Annotated in this window: 19 protein-coding genes; 15 read left to right on the top strand and 4 right to left on the bottom strand. The window is 60.7% G+C overall.

The features are described from left to right. Nucleotides 1–30 precede the first annotated feature (30 nt). From dctP to ABWV42_RS03780, 6 genes are all read left to right on the top strand, one after another. The gene (dctP, locus tag ABWV42_RS03805; RefSeq protein WP_255104732.1) at nt 31–1023 is read left to right on the top strand and encodes a TRAP transporter substrate-binding protein DctP; all 993 of its coding nucleotides are present in this window, start codon (nt 31–33) and stop codon (nt 1021–1023) included. Between the two features lie 61 nt (nt 1024–1084). Then, nucleotides 1085–1384 (top strand): (2Fe-2S)-binding protein, encoded by a 300-nt coding sequence (locus tag ABWV42_RS03800; protein WP_255104734.1) that lies wholly within the window; start codon nt 1085–1087, stop codon nt 1382–1384. 1 nt (nt 1385) lies between these two features. Next, complete coding sequence (locus ABWV42_RS03795) at nt 1386–2783, top strand: FAD/NAD(P)-dependent oxidoreductase (protein ID WP_353338948.1); 1398 nt, start codon at nt 1386–1388, stop codon at nt 2781–2783. Then, nucleotides 2780–3895: an NAD(P)/FAD-dependent oxidoreductase gene (locus tag ABWV42_RS03790; protein WP_353338947.1), complete on the top strand. Its 1116-nt coding sequence runs from the start codon at nt 2780–2782 to the stop codon at nt 3893–3895. Before ABWV42_RS03795 ends, ABWV42_RS03790 begins: the two co-directional genes overlap by 4 nt. Nucleotides 3896–3907: 12 nt before the next feature. Then, nucleotides 3908–4255, top strand: coding sequence for a RidA family protein (locus tag ABWV42_RS03785; RefSeq protein WP_255104739.1), 348 nt, complete (start codon nt 3908–3910; stop codon nt 4253–4255). Nucleotides 4256–4265: 10 nt separating this feature from the next. Beyond that, a complete protein-coding gene (locus ABWV42_RS03780; RefSeq protein WP_353338946.1) occupies nt 4266–4892 on the top strand; it encodes a trimeric intracellular cation channel family protein in 627 nt (208 codons plus the stop codon). Here ABWV42_RS03780 and ABWV42_RS03775 read toward each other — a convergent pair whose 3' ends face one another. Together ABWV42_RS03775 and ABWV42_RS03770 are read right to left on the bottom strand one after the other, a co-directional pair. Next, complete coding sequence (locus tag ABWV42_RS03775; RefSeq protein WP_353338945.1) at nt 4893–5612, bottom strand: aspartate/glutamate racemase family protein; 720 nt, start codon at nt 5610–5612, stop codon at nt 4893–4895. Next, nucleotides 5612–6316, bottom strand: a complete 705-nt coding sequence (locus ABWV42_RS03770) for a GntR family transcriptional regulator (RefSeq protein ID WP_255104744.1) — start codon at nt 6314–6316, stop codon at nt 5612–5614. Before ABWV42_RS03770 ends, ABWV42_RS03775 begins: the two co-directional genes overlap by 1 nt. Before the next feature lie 130 nt (nt 6317–6446). On the opposite strand from ABWV42_RS03770, the gene ABWV42_RS03765 reads away from it, so the two are divergent. Further along, complete coding sequence (locus ABWV42_RS03765; protein WP_353338944.1) at nt 6447–8147, top strand: thiamine pyrophosphate-binding protein; 1701 nt, start codon at nt 6447–6449, stop codon at nt 8145–8147. On the opposite strand, the gene ABWV42_RS03760 is transcribed toward ABWV42_RS03765, so the two are convergent. Further along, nucleotides 8144–9055, bottom strand: coding sequence for a LysR family transcriptional regulator (locus ABWV42_RS03760; protein WP_255104748.1), 912 nt, complete (start codon nt 9053–9055; stop codon nt 8144–8146). The genes ABWV42_RS03765 and ABWV42_RS03760 overlap by 4 nt on opposite strands. 94 nt (nt 9056–9149) lie before the next feature. On the opposite strand from ABWV42_RS03760, the gene ABWV42_RS03755 reads away from it, so the two are divergent. The 7 genes from ABWV42_RS03755 to ABWV42_RS03725 all read left to right on the top strand — a co-directional run bounded on the left by ABWV42_RS03755 (nt 9150) and on the right by ABWV42_RS03725 (nt 15783). Beyond that, nucleotides 9150–10283: an enolase C-terminal domain-like protein gene (locus tag ABWV42_RS03755; protein WP_353338943.1), complete on the top strand. Its 1134-nt coding sequence runs from the start codon at nt 9150–9152 to the stop codon at nt 10281–10283. Further along, nucleotides 10280–11533 carry an NAD(P)/FAD-dependent oxidoreductase gene (locus ABWV42_RS03750; RefSeq protein WP_353338942.1) on the top strand — a complete coding sequence of 418 codons (1254 nt, stop codon included), beginning with the start codon at nt 10280–10282 and terminating at the stop codon, nt 11531–11533. The genes ABWV42_RS03755 and ABWV42_RS03750 overlap by 4 nt, the downstream gene beginning before the upstream one ends. 39 nt (nt 11534–11572) lie before the next feature. After that, on the top strand, nt 11573–12550 hold the full coding sequence (locus ABWV42_RS03745) for a TRAP transporter substrate-binding protein (RefSeq protein ID WP_255104753.1): 978 nt from the start codon (nt 11573–11575) through the stop codon (nt 12548–12550). Nucleotides 12551–12616: 66 nt separating this feature from the next. After that, on the top strand, nt 12617–13150 hold the full coding sequence (locus ABWV42_RS03740) for a TRAP transporter small permease (protein WP_353338941.1): 534 nt from the start codon (nt 12617–12619) through the stop codon (nt 13148–13150). 2 nt (nt 13151–13152) lie between these two features. Further along, nucleotides 13153–13545 (top strand): cupin domain-containing protein, encoded by a 393-nt coding sequence (locus ABWV42_RS03735; protein WP_353338939.1) that lies wholly within the window; start codon nt 13153–13155, stop codon nt 13543–13545. A 4-nt stretch (nt 13546–13549) separates the two neighbouring features. Beyond that, the gene (locus ABWV42_RS03730) at nt 13550–14860 is read left to right on the top strand and encodes a TRAP transporter large permease (protein WP_255104756.1); all 1311 of its coding nucleotides are present in this window, start codon (nt 13550–13552) and stop codon (nt 14858–14860) included. 5 nt (nt 14861–14865) lie between these two features. Then, nucleotides 14866–15783, top strand: a complete 918-nt coding sequence (locus tag ABWV42_RS03725) for a hypothetical protein (protein WP_353338938.1) — start codon at nt 14866–14868, stop codon at nt 15781–15783. 2 nt (nt 15784–15785) lie between these two features. Here ABWV42_RS03725 and ABWV42_RS03720 read toward each other — a convergent pair whose 3' ends face one another. Continuing rightward, nucleotides 15786–16211, bottom strand: coding sequence for an Lrp/AsnC family transcriptional regulator (locus ABWV42_RS03720; protein WP_353338937.1), 426 nt, complete (start codon nt 16209–16211; stop codon nt 15786–15788). Nucleotides 16212–16368: 157 nt separating this feature from the next. Between ABWV42_RS03720 and amaB the strand changes: the two genes are divergently transcribed. After that, nucleotides 16369–17871, top strand: coding sequence for an L-piperidine-6-carboxylate dehydrogenase (gene amaB, locus ABWV42_RS03715; RefSeq protein WP_353339510.1), 1503 nt, complete (start codon nt 16369–16371; stop codon nt 17869–17871). Nucleotides 17872–17873 lie beyond the last annotated feature (2 nt).

The following is a 17873-nucleotide window of genomic DNA, read 5'->3' as shown; positions in this document are numbered from 1 at the left end:
AGACTTCATCACTCACGGAGGAGACCTACCATGATGAACTTCCTTAAATCGACCTGCCTTGCAGCGGCTGTTCTGGCGACGGCTGGTGTGGCAGCGGCGGATACGCTGAAACTCAGCCACATCCGACCGCAGGGCGCGACCATCGACAACGAACTGCGCGCCTTTGCAGAGGGTCTGTCGGCATCAACCAACGGGTCGCTTGAACTCAACCTGTTCCCGGCCTCTGCCCTAGGCGACTACACCTCGGTTCAGGAGCGTATCTCGGTTGGCGCCATCGACATGGCGGTTCAACCGGCAGCAACCGCCGTTGACCGCCGCATGCAGATTTCGGCCTTCCCCTATGTCGCGTCGAACTGGGCCGAAGCCAAAAAGATCTACGGCCCCGGTGGTGCGATCTACGAAGCAATGAAAGGTCTGTATGCCAAGCAGGATATCACCATGCTGGCCGCGTATCCGGTGTATTTCGGCGGCATCGCGCTGAACACCGACGCCGTGAACCCCGGTGATCCGACCGCTGCGAAGGGCATCAAGGTCCGCGTGCCGGGTATTAAGAGCTTCCAGCTGACCGCTGATGCTCTGGGGTACATTTCCTCGCCCATCCCCTTCTCGGAAGCCTTCACCGCGGTTCAGACCGGTGTTGTTGACGGTGTTGTCGGCTCGGGTGCCGAAGGCTACTACGCTTCGTTCCGCGATGTGACCACCACCTATGTGCCCGTGAACACCCACTTCGAAGTTTGGTACATGATCATCAACTCCGGTGCCCTTGCAGACCTGTCCGACGCCGACCGCGCTGCGCTTGAGCAGGCCGCTGTCGATTTCGAAGCCAAGCGTTGGGAAACCGCCGAGGCAGACCAGGGCGCCTTCGAACAGAAACTCGTCGACAATGGTGCCTCGATTGTATCGCTGAGCGACGCGGAACTGGCCAAGACCGCCGAGCATGTACGTGCGCAGGTATGGCCGCAGGTTCTGGCTGACGTTGGTCAGGACTGGGGCCAGTCGATCCTCGACAAGATCGCCGAGTAAGCGCCAGACGCGAAAGGGGGCCTTCCTCCCCGGTCCCCTTTCGCCTTGCAGGAGTTGGGTCATGTTCAGGTCACTTCGAACCGACAATCCGGAATTGGTCCGCGTGAGCGTCAATGGTCACGCCGTCGAGATTGCCAGCGGTCAATCCGTCTGGTCTGCGCTGGCCCTCTCCGGGCAGACCACGACCCGAAAGGCCGCCCTGTCCGGTGAGGACCGGAGCGCCTATTGCGCGATGGGCGTCTGCTTTGAATGCATGGTCGAAATCGACGGTATCCCGAACCAGCAGGCCTGTCTGCGCCGCGTTGCAGACGGCATGACCATCGCAACCCAGACTATTACTGAGACCTCGGTGGCCAAATAACATGGCATTTGATTGCGTCATTATCGGTGCAGGGCCTGCAGGCATGTCCGCGGCTCTTACCCTGTCGGAACACGGTCGTTCGGCGCTTGTGCTGGATCGGGGTGTTGCCCCCGGCGGGCAGATCTTCCGCTCTGTCAGCACATCGCCGCTTCCGGATTGCACGGTCCTTGGGCCGGACTATGCAGCCGGTGCCGAACTGGTGTCTGCCTACACCAACAGCCGTGCCAAGCACGTCGCCGGCGCCGATGTATGGCATATCGGCGAAGATGGGCGCATCCTCTATTCACACGAGGGCACGACGAAACAGGCTGAGGCGCGCGAGATCCTCATCTGTCCCGGAGCGATCGAGCGCCCGATGCCGATCAGGGGCTGGACCTTGCCCGGCGTCATGACCGCGGGGGCCGCGCAGGTCATGCTCAAATCCGATGCGATGGTTGCCGAAAATGCGGTTTTCGCCGGATCCGGCCCGCTTCTCTATCTGATCGCTGCCCAGTACCTGCGCCTCGGCGTGAAGGTTGCGGGGCTGGTCGATACGACACCCGCTGAAAACTACCTGAAGGCCGCGCCGTTGCTGCCGGCAGCTTTGGGCGGCTTTGGTCTTCTGCGCAAGGGTCTCGCCCTGCTGTCCGAAATCCGCCGTGCGGGCGTGCCTGTGTATCGCAATGCTACCGATCTTGCGATTTTGGGCGACCAGCGCGCCGAAGGATTGGTTTTCACCTCCGATGGGCGACAGGAAATCAAGGCTGACACTGTGTTCCTGCACCACGGTGTGCTGCCCAACCCGAACGTGACCCGCGCCTTGGGGCTGGCGCATCATTGGAACGAAAATCAGCTGGCCTGGCATGTCACGAAAGACGCTTTTGGCCAAAGCTCGCTGCCGCATGTCTCGGTCGCAGGCGACGGGGGCGGGATTGTTGGGGCCGACGGTGCCCGACACGAAGGGACGCTTGCCGCGATGAATGTCCTCACACGCCTCGGACACCTTGCTTCGGATCAACGCGACCGCCTTGCCAAACCGCACCTTGCGCAGCTGCGCAGGTTGGCACGCTTTCGCCGGTTCATCGACCGCCTTTACCAACCGCGCCCCGCGCTGCGGTTGCCGCAGGACAGTGAAACGGTGGTGTGTCGCTGTGAAGAACAACGCGTGTCCGACCTTCGGCAGGGCTTCGAAGAAGGCGCACGTGATCCCAATGCCCTCAAGTCCCGCACGCGATGTGGAATGGGGCCGTGCCAGGGCCGGCAATGTGGTCCTATCGTCAGTGGCCTTCTCGCCAAATGGCAGGACCTCCCGGTTCAGGACGTGGGCTACTACCGCCTGCGCAGCCCGCAGAAACTCTTGAGCCTTGAGGAATTCAGTCAGTTTCAAACTGTCGTTCCTGATGAGGGAGGCACGAAATGAACGCGGATGTCCTTATTGTTGGCGGTGGTATTCAGGGCTGCGCGACGGCCTATCAGCTCGCACGCCAGGGCGTCTCGGTCCTGGTCGTGGAAAAAGACTATATTGCCCGCCATGCCTCGGGTGTGAACGCCGGAGGTGTGCGCCTTATCGGGCGTGACTTGGCCGAGGTGCCGCTGTCGCGACAGTCCATGCGGATGTGGCATACTCTCGACGAAGAGCTTGAGGCCGATACAGGGTTCCGTGCAAAGGGCCTTATCAATATCGCCGCCGATGACGCCGATATTGCGGCCCTGAATGACAGGCAGCAAAAGATGCAGGCGCTTGGCTATGACCACGAGCGTATTATTTCGCGGGATGAACTTCGCGAGAAGCTCCCATTCGTTGATCCGACCTGCGTGGGCGGCGCAATGTCAGAGCTGGATGGCTATGCCATTCCCTACAAGGCGACAAATGCCTTTCGTCTCGCGGCGGAGCGCCACGGCGTAACCTTTCTGGAAGGCACCGAACTCGCAGGGCTGCGCAGAATTGGCGAGGCATGGCTGGCGGCCACCTCACGCGGAGATATCTCGGCAGGCACCATCGTGAATTGCGCCGGGGCCTGGGCCGATCGCGTGGCCGCGATGATCGGTGACAACGTCCCCCTCAGCCACGCAGCACCCATGCTGATGATCACCGCTCGTATGCCGCACTTTGCGTCCCCCGTCGTCGGTGCCGTCAGCCGCCAGCTGAGTTTCAAGCAGTTCGAAAACGGCACCGTTCTGATTGGCGGAGGGGCCAAGGGGTTTGCCGACCGCGCGGCCAATCGCACCCGGCTCGACTATGCCAAACTGGCTCAGGCGTCACGTACCGCGATCGAGTTTTTCCCGATCATGGCCAAGGCATCCATCAACAGGATGTGGGCCGGGCTGGAGGCTTATATGCCCGACAACCTTCCGGTGATCGGACCAGCCGTCAATGCAGACCGTGCTTTCCACGCCTTCGGCTTTTCCGCGCATGGCTTCCAGATGGGGCCGGTCGTGGGAAAAGTCATGGCGGACCTCGTTCTGACCGGCGCAAGCGATTTTGACCTTTCCGCGTTCCGCATCGACCGCTATGACCGCAAAGTTCTTTGACAGGAGACAACCATGACCATCACCCGTATCGAAACCGGCCAACGCATGAGCAAGATCGTCAAGCACAATGGCGTTGCCTATCTCTGTGGCCAGGTTTCCGATGCCGCCACCGTGGCAGACCAGACCCGCGAAATCCTTGAGAAAGTCGAAGACCTTCTTGCCAAGGCCGGATCCGACAAGACCCGTATCCTGCAATGCGTGATCTGGGTTGCCGATATGGCCGATTTCGCCGAGATGAACGCTGTTTGGGATGCCTGGGTGCCCGAAGGCCACGCGCCGGCTCGCGCCTGTGGCGAAGCCAAGCTGGCCCGTGACGTTCTCAAGGTGGAAATGATCGTCACCGCCGCCTGCGACGACTAAGCTGGGGGCGATGGAATCGCTTTCGCATATCTTTGTGCCACTGTCTCTGGTGGCAACCGCCGTGATGGCAGCGTCTGCTGCCATCCAGGCGCGCCGTTTCAGCCTTGATCTGTTCGGCGCGACCGTCCTTGGCATCGTAACAGCCGTCGGGGGGGGCACCCTGCGTGATCTTCTGCTGGGGCTGACCCCGGTCTTCTGGATCACCGACCTGCGATTTCTGCTCGTTGCCGTGCCGTCCGCGATGCTGAGTTTCTACATTGCGGCCCGGATGCCCACCGGCAATGGTCGCCGCCTTGCCTTGCTGATGTACCTTGATGCAATCGGCCTTGCGCTTTTCACGCTGACAGGGGTTCAGGTGGCTCTGGGGGCCGGGGTTTCCCCGGTTCTTGCCATCGTGATCGGATGCGTCACCGGAACCGCTGGCGGCATGATCCGGGATCTCTTGTGCAACATCACCCCCAGCGTGTTGCGCGAAGACCTTTATGCCACGATCTCGCTTGCCGGCGGCGCGGCATATCTTGGCCTCAGGCAGGTGCTGGGCGAGCCGACAGCCACCCTTGCAGCCTTTCTTCTCATCCTGCTGGTCAGGGTTGTGCTGCTTTGGCGCAATCCGCCCCGCCCGGATGACGCGGTCTGACTACCAGCGCGGTGGCTGAAGGCCCGACTGGAACCACGTGACAAGGCTGAGGATCGAATAGGTGGGCAGGCCAGTCGCCGCCGAGATATCCGCCGCATAGGGGCACATGTTCGTGCATTCCAGAACGATGGCTCCAAGATCAGGGTTCTCGGCCTGCAGGGCCAGCGCTGCCTGAACGTTGTCCTCCCGCGCAAGTGCCACGTTCAGCTCCATCTCGTTGTCCAGAATGGCGCGGGTGAACTCCTTGCCGCCTTCGGTTGACCCGATCGGTGTGCCTGCAGGGACATTGGCCGCATCCAGATGCGCCTGCGTTAATGTCGAAGCAGAGATCGTCAACACCCCGGCGCGTTTGCCCTTGGGCAGCATCCGGTTCACGAAATCGACCTGCATAAGGGACGAGGTGACGACAGGCACCGGCACAGCGGCGGCAATCTCCTCTTGAAACAGGGCGAGGAACCCGCAGTTTGTGGTGATCCCGTCCACGCCATCCTGAACCAAGGCGCGGGCGGCGTCGATGAATAGGTCCAGCGTGCCTTCTCCACCCTTGCGCACCACGATGTCGGGCGAGGCATTGCGCACGATCCTGTAGTGCACCGGGAAAGGCCAGCTCTGGGCATTGCCCATGTCGCCGGGAATCCGGGGAAAACGGGCATCGAGCATAAGAATGCCAACAGACGCCCCATAGATCGACTTGCCGCCACGGGCGATACCTCCGGTCATCATGCCTCTTCCTCCAGAAGAACCTGCGTCGACAGCTCATCGACCGTATTCATGTAGATGTTGGAAATGCCCTGCCGCACGACCTCTGTCACCTGGTCGAGACGCTTGGCAATGTGCCGGCCCAGCACCTCTGATGCCCTGTCCGCGTCCCGCGCCAGAAGCGCTTCCATGACGGCGACGTGTTCGCTTTTTGACTTGCGCAGCTTGCCCATCGACATGCTGACCCAGCGAACATATCGAATCCGCTCGTTGATCCGCTCCAGTTGCGCGGTCAAAACCGCGTTGCCGGACAGGCGTGCAATCGCGACGTGAAAGGCCTCGTCGCGATCACAGGCTTCGGCAACGGTTAGCCCCGTCACGTCGATCCCGGTCGAATAGAGTTCGTCTTGCAACGCTTTCAGGTCATCGTCGCTGGCCCGTTCGCAGGCCAGACGTACTGCCGTGCATTCCAGCGTTTCCCGCAATTCGTACAGATCAAAGACGGTTTTTGCGTCCAGTTCCCGACAGAAAAAGCCGGCGCCCGGCTGAAAGTCGAACATCTTTTCGGCGACAAGGCGGTTCAGGGCTTCGCGCAGCGGTGTGCGGCTGACACCAAGTTCCCGCGACAGGGCCACTTCGTTCAACCGGTCGCCCGGACGCAGGCGGAATGTCACCGCCATCTGCTTGAGCCGGTCATAAATATCTTCGACGCGCCCTTCGGCCATAGCTGTCTCCTTCGTCTTGAAACGGGTGTGCCACAGAGGGGATTTGATTTCAATATACAAACCTGTATACAGGTCTGAATGCTGCATACAGCTCTGAACACATCTGATTCCAGAGAGGGAGTGATTTCGGATGGCAAAGGACCTTGCAAACCAGTTGAATGGTGCCGAAGCGATGGTGCGTATGCTCGAAGCCCAGGGTGTGACCCATATCTTCGGCCTGTGCGGTGACACGACGTTGCCGTTTTACGATGCCATGCTGCGCCTTGATCACAACATCACCCATGTGCTGACGCGCGATGAACGCTGCGCGGCCTATATGGCCGACGGGTTTTCCCGCGTGACCGGACGGGTGGGGGTCTGCGAAGGGCCTTCCGGCGGGGGCGCGACCTATATTCTTCCCGGCCTCATCGAAGCCAATGAAAGCTCCTACGCGGTTCTGGCCATCACAACGGACATCTCTGTATCCTCTTATGGCAAGTACCCCCTGACCGAGGTGGATCAGGACGCGTTGATGCGCCCGTTGACCAAGTTCAACACCGTCATCAAGAAGTCCGAGCATATTCCGCGCATGGTTCGTCAGGCGTTCCGCGCCATGACAACAGGGCGGTCGGGTTCGGCGCATCTCGGGTTGCCTTATGACATTCAGTACGAACACGTGGACGCTCAGGACATTTGGGCCGATCCAAAGCACAATGCCTATCCGGCCTATCCCGTCGCGCCGGAACCCGGATCGGTGGCAGCCGCGGTCGAGGCCATCCTTTCGGCGGAAAAACCGCTTATCGTCTGTGGAGGCGGTGTGGTCATCTCGGGCGCCATGGACGCGCTCGACCGGTTTGCCAGCCGTCTCGACATCGCTGTGGCAACATCCATCTCGGGTAAGGGCGCGCTTGCAGACGACAACCCGCAATCGCTGGGCGTCGTGGGGTCGAATGGTGGCACGGATGAAACCTGGGAGATGATGGAGGCGGCCGATCTCGTGATCTTCATGGGCTGTCGCGCCGGATCAACAACCACATCCCGCTGGAGCGCCCCCAGGCCCGGGGCCCGTATCGTGCATTTCGACAGTGATCCCATGACCATCGGGGCGAACTATCCCACCGAGGCAGGCGTGGTTGGTGACCTGCGCCTCGCGCTTGATCAGGCCAACGCGGTTCTGGACGGCCTCGACGAGGTCAAGACCTTTGGAGGCGCGGCCACCGTCGCGGACATCAAATCCCGCAAGTTTGCTAAGTTTGCCGCCCTTGCCGCGTCGACAGATACGCCGATCCGACCGGAACGCATCATCGACACGCTGAACCGCCACCTGCCTGACGACGCCATTGTCGTAAGCGATCCGGGCACAAGCTGTCCCTACTACAACGCATATTCGCAACAGAAGTCTTCGGGTCGCCAATACATAACCAACCGCGCACATGGCGCATTGGGCTATTCGCTTGGGGCGGCCCTGGGGGCCTGGTACGGGCGGCCCGACAGCAAGGTTGTCGCCATGATGGGCGACGGGTCTTTCGCCTTTTCCTGTGGCGAGTTGGAAACTGTTGTTCGATCCAACGCCCCGATCACCTACATCGTGTTCAACAACAGTAACTTCGGGTGGATCAAAGCCAGCCAGTATGCCGACAAGGAGGCGCGCTACTACAACGTCGATTTTGCGCGGACGGACAACGCCAAGGTGGCCGAAGGATTTGGTGTGAAGTCCTGGCGTGTGGAAGATCCGGGGGATCTGGATGCGGTAATCGCAGAAGCCATGGCCCACGCGGGGCCAACCCTGATCGACATCGTGACCCAGCCGCTTGAGGAAAGCGCGGCGCCTGTCATGCGCTGGATGGGTTAGGCCGGAGTGACCCCGTCAACCGCATAAGGCTCCAATTCGCGCAGCAGCAATTCCAGAAACTCTTGCCCGACCGTAGACAGCGGTCGGGTTTTTGATGTGATCACCGCCATCTCCATCGTGATCCGGGGGCGGAAGCGCCGCGTCACCACGCCGCCGCCCCGGTCAAACTCAAGCGCGAAGGGATCGAGGATCGACACCCCCATGCCCTCGCGTACGAAACTCAGCATGTTCTTGAACAGGTGCGAGTGCACCCGCGTTTTCCACGTCGCACCTGCCGTGTGAAATGCCTCTCTGGTTCGACGATGGGTCATGTGATCCGGTCCCATGACGATGAAGGGTTCGTTTTCCAGTAGGGCAGGGGTCAGTTCCTCGTGCGTCGACAAGGGATGCCCCTCTGGCATCGCCAAGAACGTCTCGACCTGGAAGTGATGGACGTTCATCGCGTCATAGAGCAACGGTAATTCGCAAACCCCGATCTCGAAAAGACCCGACATCACCCATTCCTGGATCTTCGACGAATACTGCGACTGAAAGCTGATCGACATCTCCGGCCGATCCTTGGCAAACCGGGCAATAAGCTGGGGCATGAAGCCAAAGGACATCGAGTGTTGAGAGGCTACCTGCAACTGGCCCATCTGCTTGTTCTGGAGGTCGGTCACGGCCTGCGCCACGTGATCCAGCCCGCGCACCACCGTGTCCACCTCCTGATACAGCACCGCCGCCTCGGGGGTGGCAACCAATCGCCCCTTGTTCCGTTCGAACAGCTGGAACCGGGTTTCCCGCTCAAGCTGGGCAAGAAGGTTCGAGATGCCGGGTTGCGAAATGCCAAGCAATTCTGCGGCCGCCGTCACCGTGCCGGTTTCAACGATCGCATGGAACGCCTGAAGTTGTCGAAAGCGTAGCGCCATAGATGCCTCATCATTTTTTATGATGATATACATAGAAATCCGTATTTGAAATGATGAAGGCCCCGTGGGAGCCTGAAAAAAACTCGGGGACCCAATGTCAGACTTGAAACAGAAAATCACGGCGATGGACGTGTGGCACCTTGCATTGCCCGTGGTGTCGCGCCGTGATCACGGTATCGGCTCGGTCGAGGGCAGTTGCGAAATCGTCGTGCTGCGCCTGCGTGCCGAAGGGGGAGCAGAAGGCTTTGGCGAGGCGTCGCCGTGGTCGGTGTTTACCGGCACACCCGAGGCCACCTATGCGGCGCTGAACCGTTACCTGCGCCCTCTTGTCGTGGGGCGTCGGGTTGCCGACCGTGCGGCGATCATGGCGGATGCGGCCTATGCCGTGGCCCATTGTACCGAAGCCAAGGCCGCGCTCGAGACGGCACTTGTCGATCTCGCCGGGCATATCACGCAGCAACCGGTCTGGGCGCTGCTTGGCGGCAAATGCCGCGATACAATTCCGCTCAGCTGCTCGATCGCGAACCCCGATTTCTCACAGGATATCGACCTGTTGCACCGCCTGCGGGCCGACGGCGTGGGCCTGATCAAGCTCAAGACCGGGTTCAAGGATCACGCCTTTGACGTGATGCGCCTCGAACGGATTGCCGCTGATTTCCCCGATTTCCGTGTACGGGTCGACTACAATCAGGGGCTCAGCATCGACGATGCCCCGGCGCAGGTGCGGGATGTCGCGACCTTCAAGCCGGACTTTATCGAACAGCCCGTCCGTGCCCATCATTTTGCCATGATGGCCCGCTTGCGGAACATGGTGGATGTTCCCCTGCTGGCGGACGAGAGTGTGTTTGGCCCCGAGGACATGACCCGTGCCGCCCGCGAAGGCATCTGTGATGGCGTCTCGATCAAGATCATGAAGTCCGGTGGCCTGACCCGGGCGCAAAGCGTGGCCCGGATCGCCGCGGCCAATGGTCTGATGGCCTATGGCGGTGACATGTTCGAGGCCGGGCTGGCGCATCTGGCGGGTACACATATGATTGCCGCGACACCCGAAATCACGCTTGGGTGCGAGTTCTACCAGGCGTCCTATTTCCTCAAGGAAGACATTCTCGAAGCGCCCTTTGTGGTCGAGAACGGCCAGGTTGTCGTGCCGGATGGCCCGGGATTGGGCTGCCGCCCCGATATTGGCAAACTGGATCACTACTCCCAGTCACGCGCGGTGGCGGCATGACCGGGCCTTCGAAAACCATTGCCGTGATTGGTGCTGGTATTGTCGGGGTGTCCACCGCGATCTGGCTGCAACGCGACGGCCATTCGGTCACCCTGATCGACAAGGGTGCTCCGGGGGACGCGGCCAGCCATGGCAACGGTGGCGTGCTGGCCTCCTGTTCGGTGGTGCCGGTGACGGGGCCGGGCTTGATCTGGAAAGCCCCGCGCATGTTGCTTGATCCGTCCCAGCCCCTGTTCATGAAATGGGGCTATGTCCCCAAGCTGATCCCTTGGCTTTGGAAATACATGCGGCATGCAAACGCCAATGACACGCGCCGTATCTCTCGGGCAATTGCCGGCGTCACAAGCGATAGCCTGTCCGACCACCTGGCCCTTGCGGAAGGAACCGGTGCCGAGAAGTGGATACACCCGTCGGACTATCTCTACATCTACAACGATCGCAAGCATTTCGAGGGCGACGCCTTCGGGTGGGGGCTGCGCCGTGAAAGCGGCTTTACCTGGGAAGAGCTCGAAGGGCAGACCTTTCGCGACTACGACGGGGTCTTCGGACCAGAACTGGGCTTTGCCGCGAAACTTTCGGACCACGGGCGCATTTCGGATCCCGGCCTGTATGTGAAGGACTTGGCCCGTCACTTCGAGGCACAGGGCGGCAAGGTGATCCGCGCAGAATTCGAAGATGTCGCGCGGGAGAATGGAAAAGTCACCGGAGTGCGGGCAGGGGGAACCCTTTTGCCATGTGACAGCGTGGTGATTGCCTCCGGCGTCTGGTCGAAACCCATGGCCGAAAAACTGGGCGTCTCGGTACCACTGGAAGCCGAGCGCGGCTACCATCTTGAACTGGTTGAGCCGTCAATCATGCCGCGTGCGCCGGTGATGATCGCCTCGGGAAAATTCGTGGCCACACCCATGGACGGACGGTTGCGTCTTGCGGGTATCGTGGAATTCGGAGGCATTGACGCACCGCCCTCGCGCGCGCCTTTTGCGCTTTTGAAAAAGAATATCCGCGCGGCCATTCCGGGGATAACCTGGAAGGACGAGGTCGAATGGATGGGGCACCGTCCCGCCCCGGCAGATTCCATTCCGGTGATCGGAGAAGTGCCGGGTGTTGCGGGGGCCTACTTGGGCTTTGGCCATCACCATATTGGTCTGACAGGCGGACCAAGAACCGGGCGCCTTTTGGCGCAAATGATTTCGGGCAGGCAACCGAATGTGGACATGAGTGTTTATGCTCCGTCCCGCTACACAACATAAAAAGCCTAACAACCAACAGAGACCCTCAGGGAGAATACAATGAAAAAGATGACGAAACTGCTTGCTGCAACGGCGCTGACCGCCGCAGCCGCCACCACGGCCTCGGCTGAAAAATGGGACATGCCGCTGGCGTATTCCGGCTCGAACTTCCACTCGGTGACAGCCGCAGAATTCGGCAAATGCGTGACCACCGGTACCGGTGGCGAGATCGAGATCGTAACCCACCCGTCGGGGTCGCTGTTCAAGGGCGCTGACATCAAGCGCGCCGTCCAGACCGGTCAGGCCCCAATTGGCGAGCGCCTGCTTTCGGGCCACCAGAACGAAAACGCGCTGTTCGGATTTGACTCGGTGCCGTTCCTTGCAACCTCTTTCGATGACAGTGACAAGCTGTGGAAGGCTGCCAAGGCCCCGCTGACCGAACTTCTTGCGGAACAGAACCTGACGCTGCTCTATTCCGTGCCGTGGCCGCCGCAGGGCCTCTACTTCAAGAACGAGGTGACCTCGGTCGCAGACATGAAGGGCATCAAGTTCCGTTCCTACAACAATGCTACATCGCGCCTGGCTGAGCTGACCGGAATGCTGCCCGTCACCATTGAAGCTGCCGAGATCAGCCAGGCCTTCGCCACCGGTGTCGCCGACTCCATGGTGTCCTCCGGCTCCACCGGCTATGACCGCAAGGTCTGGGAAAGCCTGAACTACTTCTACGAGGTAGATGCCTGGCTGCCGCGCAACTATGTCTTCGTGAACTCCGGTGTCTGGTCGGGCGTGTCCGATCAAAACAAGAACGTGGTGCGCGCTTGTGCGGAACTGGCCGAATATGCGGGCAACTGGCGCTCCAAGGAATACACCGGCTTTACCCTTCAGGGCCTGCGCGATGGCGGCATGACGGTTGGTCCGGCGTCTGACCAGATGGTTGGGGAACTGAAAGACATCGGTGTCACCATGACCAACGAATGGCTTGAAGCCTCGGGCGATCAGGGCAAAGCTATCGTCGACGCCTTCAACGGCATGCAATAATCCTTTGGGCTCGGGCGGTGGTAATCCTCCGCCCGCAGTCTGTTCAGGAACAAGAGGAGAGGGGCTATGGCGGTTCTCAGGGGGCTGCGACGCGGTCTTGATTTTCTGTATCTTTCAGCCGGGGTTCTGGCGGCGCTCAGCCTGATCACGATCCTTGGTTTGATCGTGGTTCAGATGCTGGCCCGTTGGACGGGCGAGGTTTTTCCGGGGGCACCCGACTATGCGGGGTATGCCATGGCGGCGGCCTCGTTCCTTGCCTTTGCCAATGCTCTCAACCGGGGCAGCCATATCCGGGTCTCGATCTTGCTTAACGCCGTCCCTGACGGCCTGCGCCGCTGGCTTGAAATCTGGTGTTTCGGGGTCGGAACCGCGGTGATGTGGTACTTCGTCTGGTACGCACAACGATTTGTCTACTGGAGCTGGAAGTTCAACGACGTGAGCCAGGGACAGGATCGAACGCCACTCTGGATTCCCCAATCCGTCATGCTTCTGGGGGCAGTTATCCTTGCCATCGCCCTGACCGACCACCTTTTGCACGTGATCTTCAAGGGCAATCACCGCATTGAACGGGACCTGGCTGATCAGAGCCACGGAGAGTGACCATGACCAGACTATTGCACGCCGTCACCCTCGTTCTGGCGCTGGGTGCCGCGACAACGCCGCTTGCCGCGCAAGAAGTCACCCGAACTGAAATCCGCCGCGTGGATGCGCCCGGCTCAACCACGCACGAAGTTATCGTGTCGCGGCTCGAAGTGGCACCGGGCGCGACCATTCCCCGCCACACCCATCCCGGCGACGAGCATATGGTTGTGCTGGAAGGCGGCGAGATGAAGGCGCCCAACGGCAAGATCATCCCCTTCGCACTTGGCGACACCGCGCTGTTCCCCGCCGGGCAGGTGCATGGTGGTCTGACCAATGCCGGAACCACCCCTCTCGTGGCACTGACCACCCATATCGTCGAGAAGGGACAGCCCTTCATGACGCTCGCGGAGTAGGCCAATGGAAAACTTTTCGATCATCATTCTCTTCCTGTTCGTCCTGTTCACTCTGCTCGGGTCAGGCGTCTGGGTTGGCCTTGCCCTGATGGGCGTGGCCTGGGTTGGCATGGAACTGTTTACGACACGCCCCGTGGGCGACGTGATGCTGACCACGATCTGGTCGGCGTCCTCGTCATGGACCCTGACAGCCCTTCCGATGTTCATCTGGATGGGCGAAATCCTCTATCGAACGCGATTGTCCGAAGACATGTTCAAGGGCCTGTCGCCCTGGATGGCCCCGCTTCCGGGCGGGCTGGTGCACACCAATATCGTGGGCTGTACCGTTTTCGCTGCGGTTTCCGGGTCGTCGGCTGCGACGCTGACCACCGTGGGCAAGATGTCGATCCCGGAACTGCGCAAAAGGAACTATCCCGAGCGCATGATCATCGGCACCCTGACGGGAGCAGCAACCCTTGGCCTGATGATCCCGCCGTCGCTGACGCTGATCGTCTACGGTGTCACCATCAATGAATCGATCACCAAGCTGTTCTTCGCCGGCATCCTGCCGGGCTTGGTGCTGGCGGCAATGTTCATGGGCTATGTCGCGATCTATTCCAAGGTCGGCAAAGACTGGAAACCCGATGTCGAAGCCAAGCTGAGCTTTGCCCAGAAGATCCGCAATTCGCGGTTCCTCGCCCCAGTGATCCTTCTGATCCTCGTGGTGATCGGTTCCATGTACCTTGGGTATGCCACGGCAACCGAAGCCGCCGCCTTTGGCGTGATCGGCTCGCTCTTGCTGGCGCTGTCGCAGGGCTCGCTCAACTGGCAGACCTTCTCGGCAAGCCTTATGGGGGCGACCCGTACCAGCGCCATGATCGCGCTGATCCTTGCCGGGGCTTCCTTCCTGTCCCTGTCGATGGGGTTCACCGGCTTGCCACGTGGCCTTGCCGATCTGATCGCGCAATGGGAACTTACGCGCTTTGAACTGCTCATGGTGCTCTTGGTGTTCTACATCATCCTTGGCTGTTTCCTGGATGGCATTTCCTCGGTCGTCCTGACGATGGCCGTGGTCGAGCCGATGATCCGTCAAGCGGGCATTGACCTAATTTGGTTTGGTATCTTCATCGTGGTGGTGGTCGAGATGGCGCAAATCACGCCTCCCATCGGCTTCAACCTGTTCGTGATGCAGGGCATGACCCATCACGAAATGGGCTACATTGCCCGCGCCGCGATCCCGATGTTCCTGATCATGGTGCTGATGGTCTTTGTCCTGATCGCCTTCCCGGAGCTGGCCACATGGCTTCCCGATAACCTGAGACAGGGACCAAGGTAGCCCTTGTGAACCCGCTTCTTCTTGCGGCCCGTCACGGCCCTCTGGTTCTTGCCGGAGGTCTCGTGGCGGGCCTCCTTTTTCCCCGAACGGGCAGCCATCTGACACCGCATATCCCGGTGCTTGTCGTGCTCTTGCTGTTCCTGTCTGTTCTGAGGATGGATCCCAAGGCCCTGCTTGGCTCGTTTCGGGATGTGCCGCGCATGGCGGGAGTGGTTCTTATGCTACAGCTGGCTCTGCCCCTGTCCGTGCTGGGCGTCGCTGCGCTTGGCGGCTGGCAAGGTACTCCCGTCGTGCAGGCGCTCACCCTGATGACCGCGGCTGCCCCAATCGTCGGCAGCTCCAACATCTGCCTCATGATGGGTGTCGCACCCGGCCATGCGTTGCGCCTGATGGTGATCGGGACGGCGCTTCTGCCGCTGACGGTTCTGCCGGTGCTTTGGCTGTCTCCGCACTTTGGGGGAGCGGCCACCGTGATCTCTGCCGCCCTGCGCCTGCTGGTCACTGTCGGGCTGACCACTTGTGTCGCCTTGTTGGTGCGCCGCTACCTGGTGCCCGCACCTTCGACGATGTTGGTTCAATCTCTTGATGGGGCTTCTGCCATCGCTCTGGCTGTGTTTGTCTTGGCTCTCATGCCTTCTGTCAGCCGCGTCGCCGCCGATGCGCCCGGTCTGGTTGGCCTGTGGCTCATGATCGCAATGGTTGCCAACCTCGGATTGCAGTGGCTGGGCTTCCGCATTGGCAATAGGGCAGGGCGTGATCGCGCTGTTTCTCTTGGTGTGTCCGCAGGCAACCGGAACATCGCCCTGTTCCTCGTGTCCCTGCCAGCCGAGGTCACTGCGCCACTTCTGGTTTTCATTGGCTGCTATCAGATTCCGATGTTCCTCACCCCGCTCTTGATGCGGCGGGTCTATCGGTCCGCCTAGCGTCAGGCCACCGCAAAGGATGACAGGCGGATGTGGCTTTGGGTTTCAGCAACTTCCGGCAGGGCACGGATTGCGTCGAGTATCTTGTCCAGCCGCTTGAGCGAGGATGTGCGCACCTCGACCACGATGTCGAAATTGCCGCTCAGGGTGTGCATGTCTGTGATCGCATCAATCCGGCGCAGGGCCGCAAGCGTACTGCGCCCGTCGTCTGCCTTGAGCCGGATCAGGGTAAAGGCGCTGATCTGGTGATCTTCTTCCGATGTCCCCAATTCCACGGTGAACCGGTTGATCACCTTGAGGTGGAGCAACTTGTCGATCCTGTTCTGCACCGTGCCACGCGACACGCCCAGTTTGGTCGCCAGATCAGTCACCGAGGCCCGCGCATCCTTGGTCAGCAGGTGCAGCAACTGATGATCGAGATCGTCCATGGGAAGCCCTCCAAATGTCTGTTGGCAATTTGGTAGAAAATTTTCGAATTGCAAGAATTTTTGCCATTCTGAATGCCGCTGATTTCCGGCCTGATGGTCTGTGACAGGACATCTGATCCAGACAGGGAAAACAGACATGATTCAAAGCAAGGTAGAAATCTCGCATTCCGACATCCTCAAGGCCAGCGGCTTTACCAAGGCCGAACTAGGCGCTGGGCCGCTTGACGTATTCACCCCGGTCGACGGCAGCAAGATTGCCAGCCTCGCAATGCACAGCCTGGCCGATTCAAAGGCGCAGATTGCCGATGCCAAGGCCGCCTTCAAGGCATGGCGCCTTGTGCCCGCGCCCCGTCGCGGCGAATTGGTGCGCCTGCTGGGCGAGGAACTGCGCAAGGAGAAAGAGGCGCTTGGGCGTCTGGTCACGCTGGAATGCGGCAAGATCTATCAGGAGGGCCTTGGCGAGGTTCAGGAGATGATCGACATCTGCGATTTCGCCGTTGGCCTCTCGCGTCAGCTTTATGGTCTGACCATTGCCTCGGAACGTCCCGGCCACGCGATGCGCGAAACCTGGCACCCGATGGGCACCTGCGGCGTGATCACCGCCTTCAACTTCCCGGTTGCGCCCTGGTGCTGGAACGCGGCCCTTGCGCTTGTCTGTGGCGATCCGGTGATCTGGAAACCCTCCGAGAAAACCCCGCTGACGGCGCTCGCGGTCCAGAAGATCTGCGACCGCGTCACGGCCCAATTCGGCGAGGAGGCCCCCAAGGGCCTGATCCAGACCCTGATCGGCGAGCGTGACCTTGGCGAGGCGCTGACCGCCTCCAAGGACATCGCCATCATCTCGGCCACAGGATCGGTGCCGATGGGCAAGGCGGTTGCTGCTGACATGTCCAAGCGCCTTGGCAAGACCATCCTTGAACTCGGTGGCAACAACGCCATGATCGTTGCCCCGTCAGCTGACCTTGAGATGGCCCTGCGCGCCATCGTCTTCTCGGCCGTCGGCACCGCCGGTCAGCGGTGCACCACCCTGCGCCGCCTGATCGTGCACGAAGATGTCTATGACGCGCTGATCCCGCGCCTGATCAAGGCCTACAGCGGCCTTCCCATTGGCGATCCGCTGGCCGAAGGCACCCTTGTCGGACCGCTGATCGATACCGGTGCATCAGACGCCATGGACCGCGCGCTGGAACAGGCCAAATCGGAAGGCGGCACCGTTCACGGCGGTGGCAAGGCCCTGAGCGACCAGTTCCCCGATGCCGCCTATGTGCAGCCCGCCATCGTCGAAATGCCCGCGCAAAGCGCCATCATGCACCACGAAACCTTTGCCCCGATCCTGTACGTCGTGAAATACACCGACCTTGATCAGGCCATCGAGATGCAGAATGACGTGCCGCAGGGTCTCAGCTCCTGCATCTTCTCGACCGACGTGCGCGAAACCGAATACTTCCTCTCGGCCGCGGGCAGCGACTGTGGCATTGCCAACGTCAACATCGGCCCGTCCGGTGCGGAAATCGGTGGCGCCTTTGGGGGCGAAAAGGAAACCGGCGGGGGCCGCGAAAGCGGGTCCGATGCCTGGAAAGGCTACATGCGCCGCCAGACCAACACCGTGAACTATTCCCGCGACCTGCCCCTGGCGCAGGGCATCAAGTTCGACATCTGAGG

Origin of the sequence: Pelagimonas sp. KU-00592-HH (genome assembly GCF_040369695.1) — a bacterium.
GTDB lineage: Bacteria > Pseudomonadota > Alphaproteobacteria > Rhodobacterales > Rhodobacteraceae > Shimia.
Note: the sequence above shows the minus strand (reverse complement) of the source record. Positions and strands in the feature narration are given on the sequence as shown.

Excerpts from the sequence above, each read along its gene's own strand:
- dctP (WP_255104732.1), top strand. The coding sequence starts at position 31 with ATGATGAACTTCCTTAAATCGACCTGCCTTGCAGCGGCTGTTCTGGCG.
- ABWV42_RS03800 (WP_255104734.1), top strand. The coding sequence starts at position 1,085 with ATGTTCAGGTCACTTCGAACCGACAATCCGGAATTGGTCCGCGTGAGC.
- ABWV42_RS03795 (WP_353338948.1), top strand. The coding sequence starts at position 1,386 with ATGGCATTTGATTGCGTCATTATCGGTGCAGGGCCTGCAGGCATGTCC.
- ABWV42_RS03790 (WP_353338947.1), top strand. The coding sequence starts at position 2,780 with ATGAACGCGGATGTCCTTATTGTTGGCGGTGGTATTCAGGGCTGCGCG.
- ABWV42_RS03785 (WP_255104739.1), top strand. The coding sequence starts at position 3,908 with ATGACCATCACCCGTATCGAAACCGGCCAACGCATGAGCAAGATCGTC.
- ABWV42_RS03780 (WP_353338946.1), top strand. The coding sequence starts at position 4,266 with ATGGAATCGCTTTCGCATATCTTTGTGCCACTGTCTCTGGTGGCAACC.
- ABWV42_RS03775 (WP_353338945.1), bottom strand. The coding sequence starts at position 5,612 with ATGACCGGAGGTATCGCCCGTGGCGGCAAGTCGATCTATGGGGCGTCT.
- ABWV42_RS03770 (WP_255104744.1), bottom strand. The coding sequence starts at position 6,316 with ATGGCCGAAGGGCGCGTCGAAGATATTTATGACCGGCTCAAGCAGATG.
- ABWV42_RS03765 (WP_353338944.1), top strand. The coding sequence starts at position 6,447 with ATGGCAAAGGACCTTGCAAACCAGTTGAATGGTGCCGAAGCGATGGTG.
- ABWV42_RS03760 (WP_255104748.1), bottom strand. The coding sequence starts at position 9,055 with ATGGCGCTACGCTTTCGACAACTTCAGGCGTTCCATGCGATCGTTGAA.
- ABWV42_RS03755 (WP_353338943.1), top strand. The coding sequence starts at position 9,150 with ATGTCAGACTTGAAACAGAAAATCACGGCGATGGACGTGTGGCACCTT.
- ABWV42_RS03750 (WP_353338942.1), top strand. The coding sequence starts at position 10,280 with ATGACCGGGCCTTCGAAAACCATTGCCGTGATTGGTGCTGGTATTGTC.
- ABWV42_RS03745 (WP_255104753.1), top strand. The coding sequence starts at position 11,573 with ATGAAAAAGATGACGAAACTGCTTGCTGCAACGGCGCTGACCGCCGCA.
- ABWV42_RS03740 (WP_353338941.1), top strand. The coding sequence starts at position 12,617 with ATGGCGGTTCTCAGGGGGCTGCGACGCGGTCTTGATTTTCTGTATCTT.
- ABWV42_RS03735 (WP_353338939.1), top strand. The coding sequence starts at position 13,153 with ATGACCAGACTATTGCACGCCGTCACCCTCGTTCTGGCGCTGGGTGCC.
- ABWV42_RS03730 (WP_255104756.1), top strand. The coding sequence starts at position 13,550 with ATGGAAAACTTTTCGATCATCATTCTCTTCCTGTTCGTCCTGTTCACT.
- ABWV42_RS03720 (WP_353338937.1), bottom strand. The coding sequence starts at position 16,211 with ATGGACGATCTCGATCATCAGTTGCTGCACCTGCTGACCAAGGATGCG.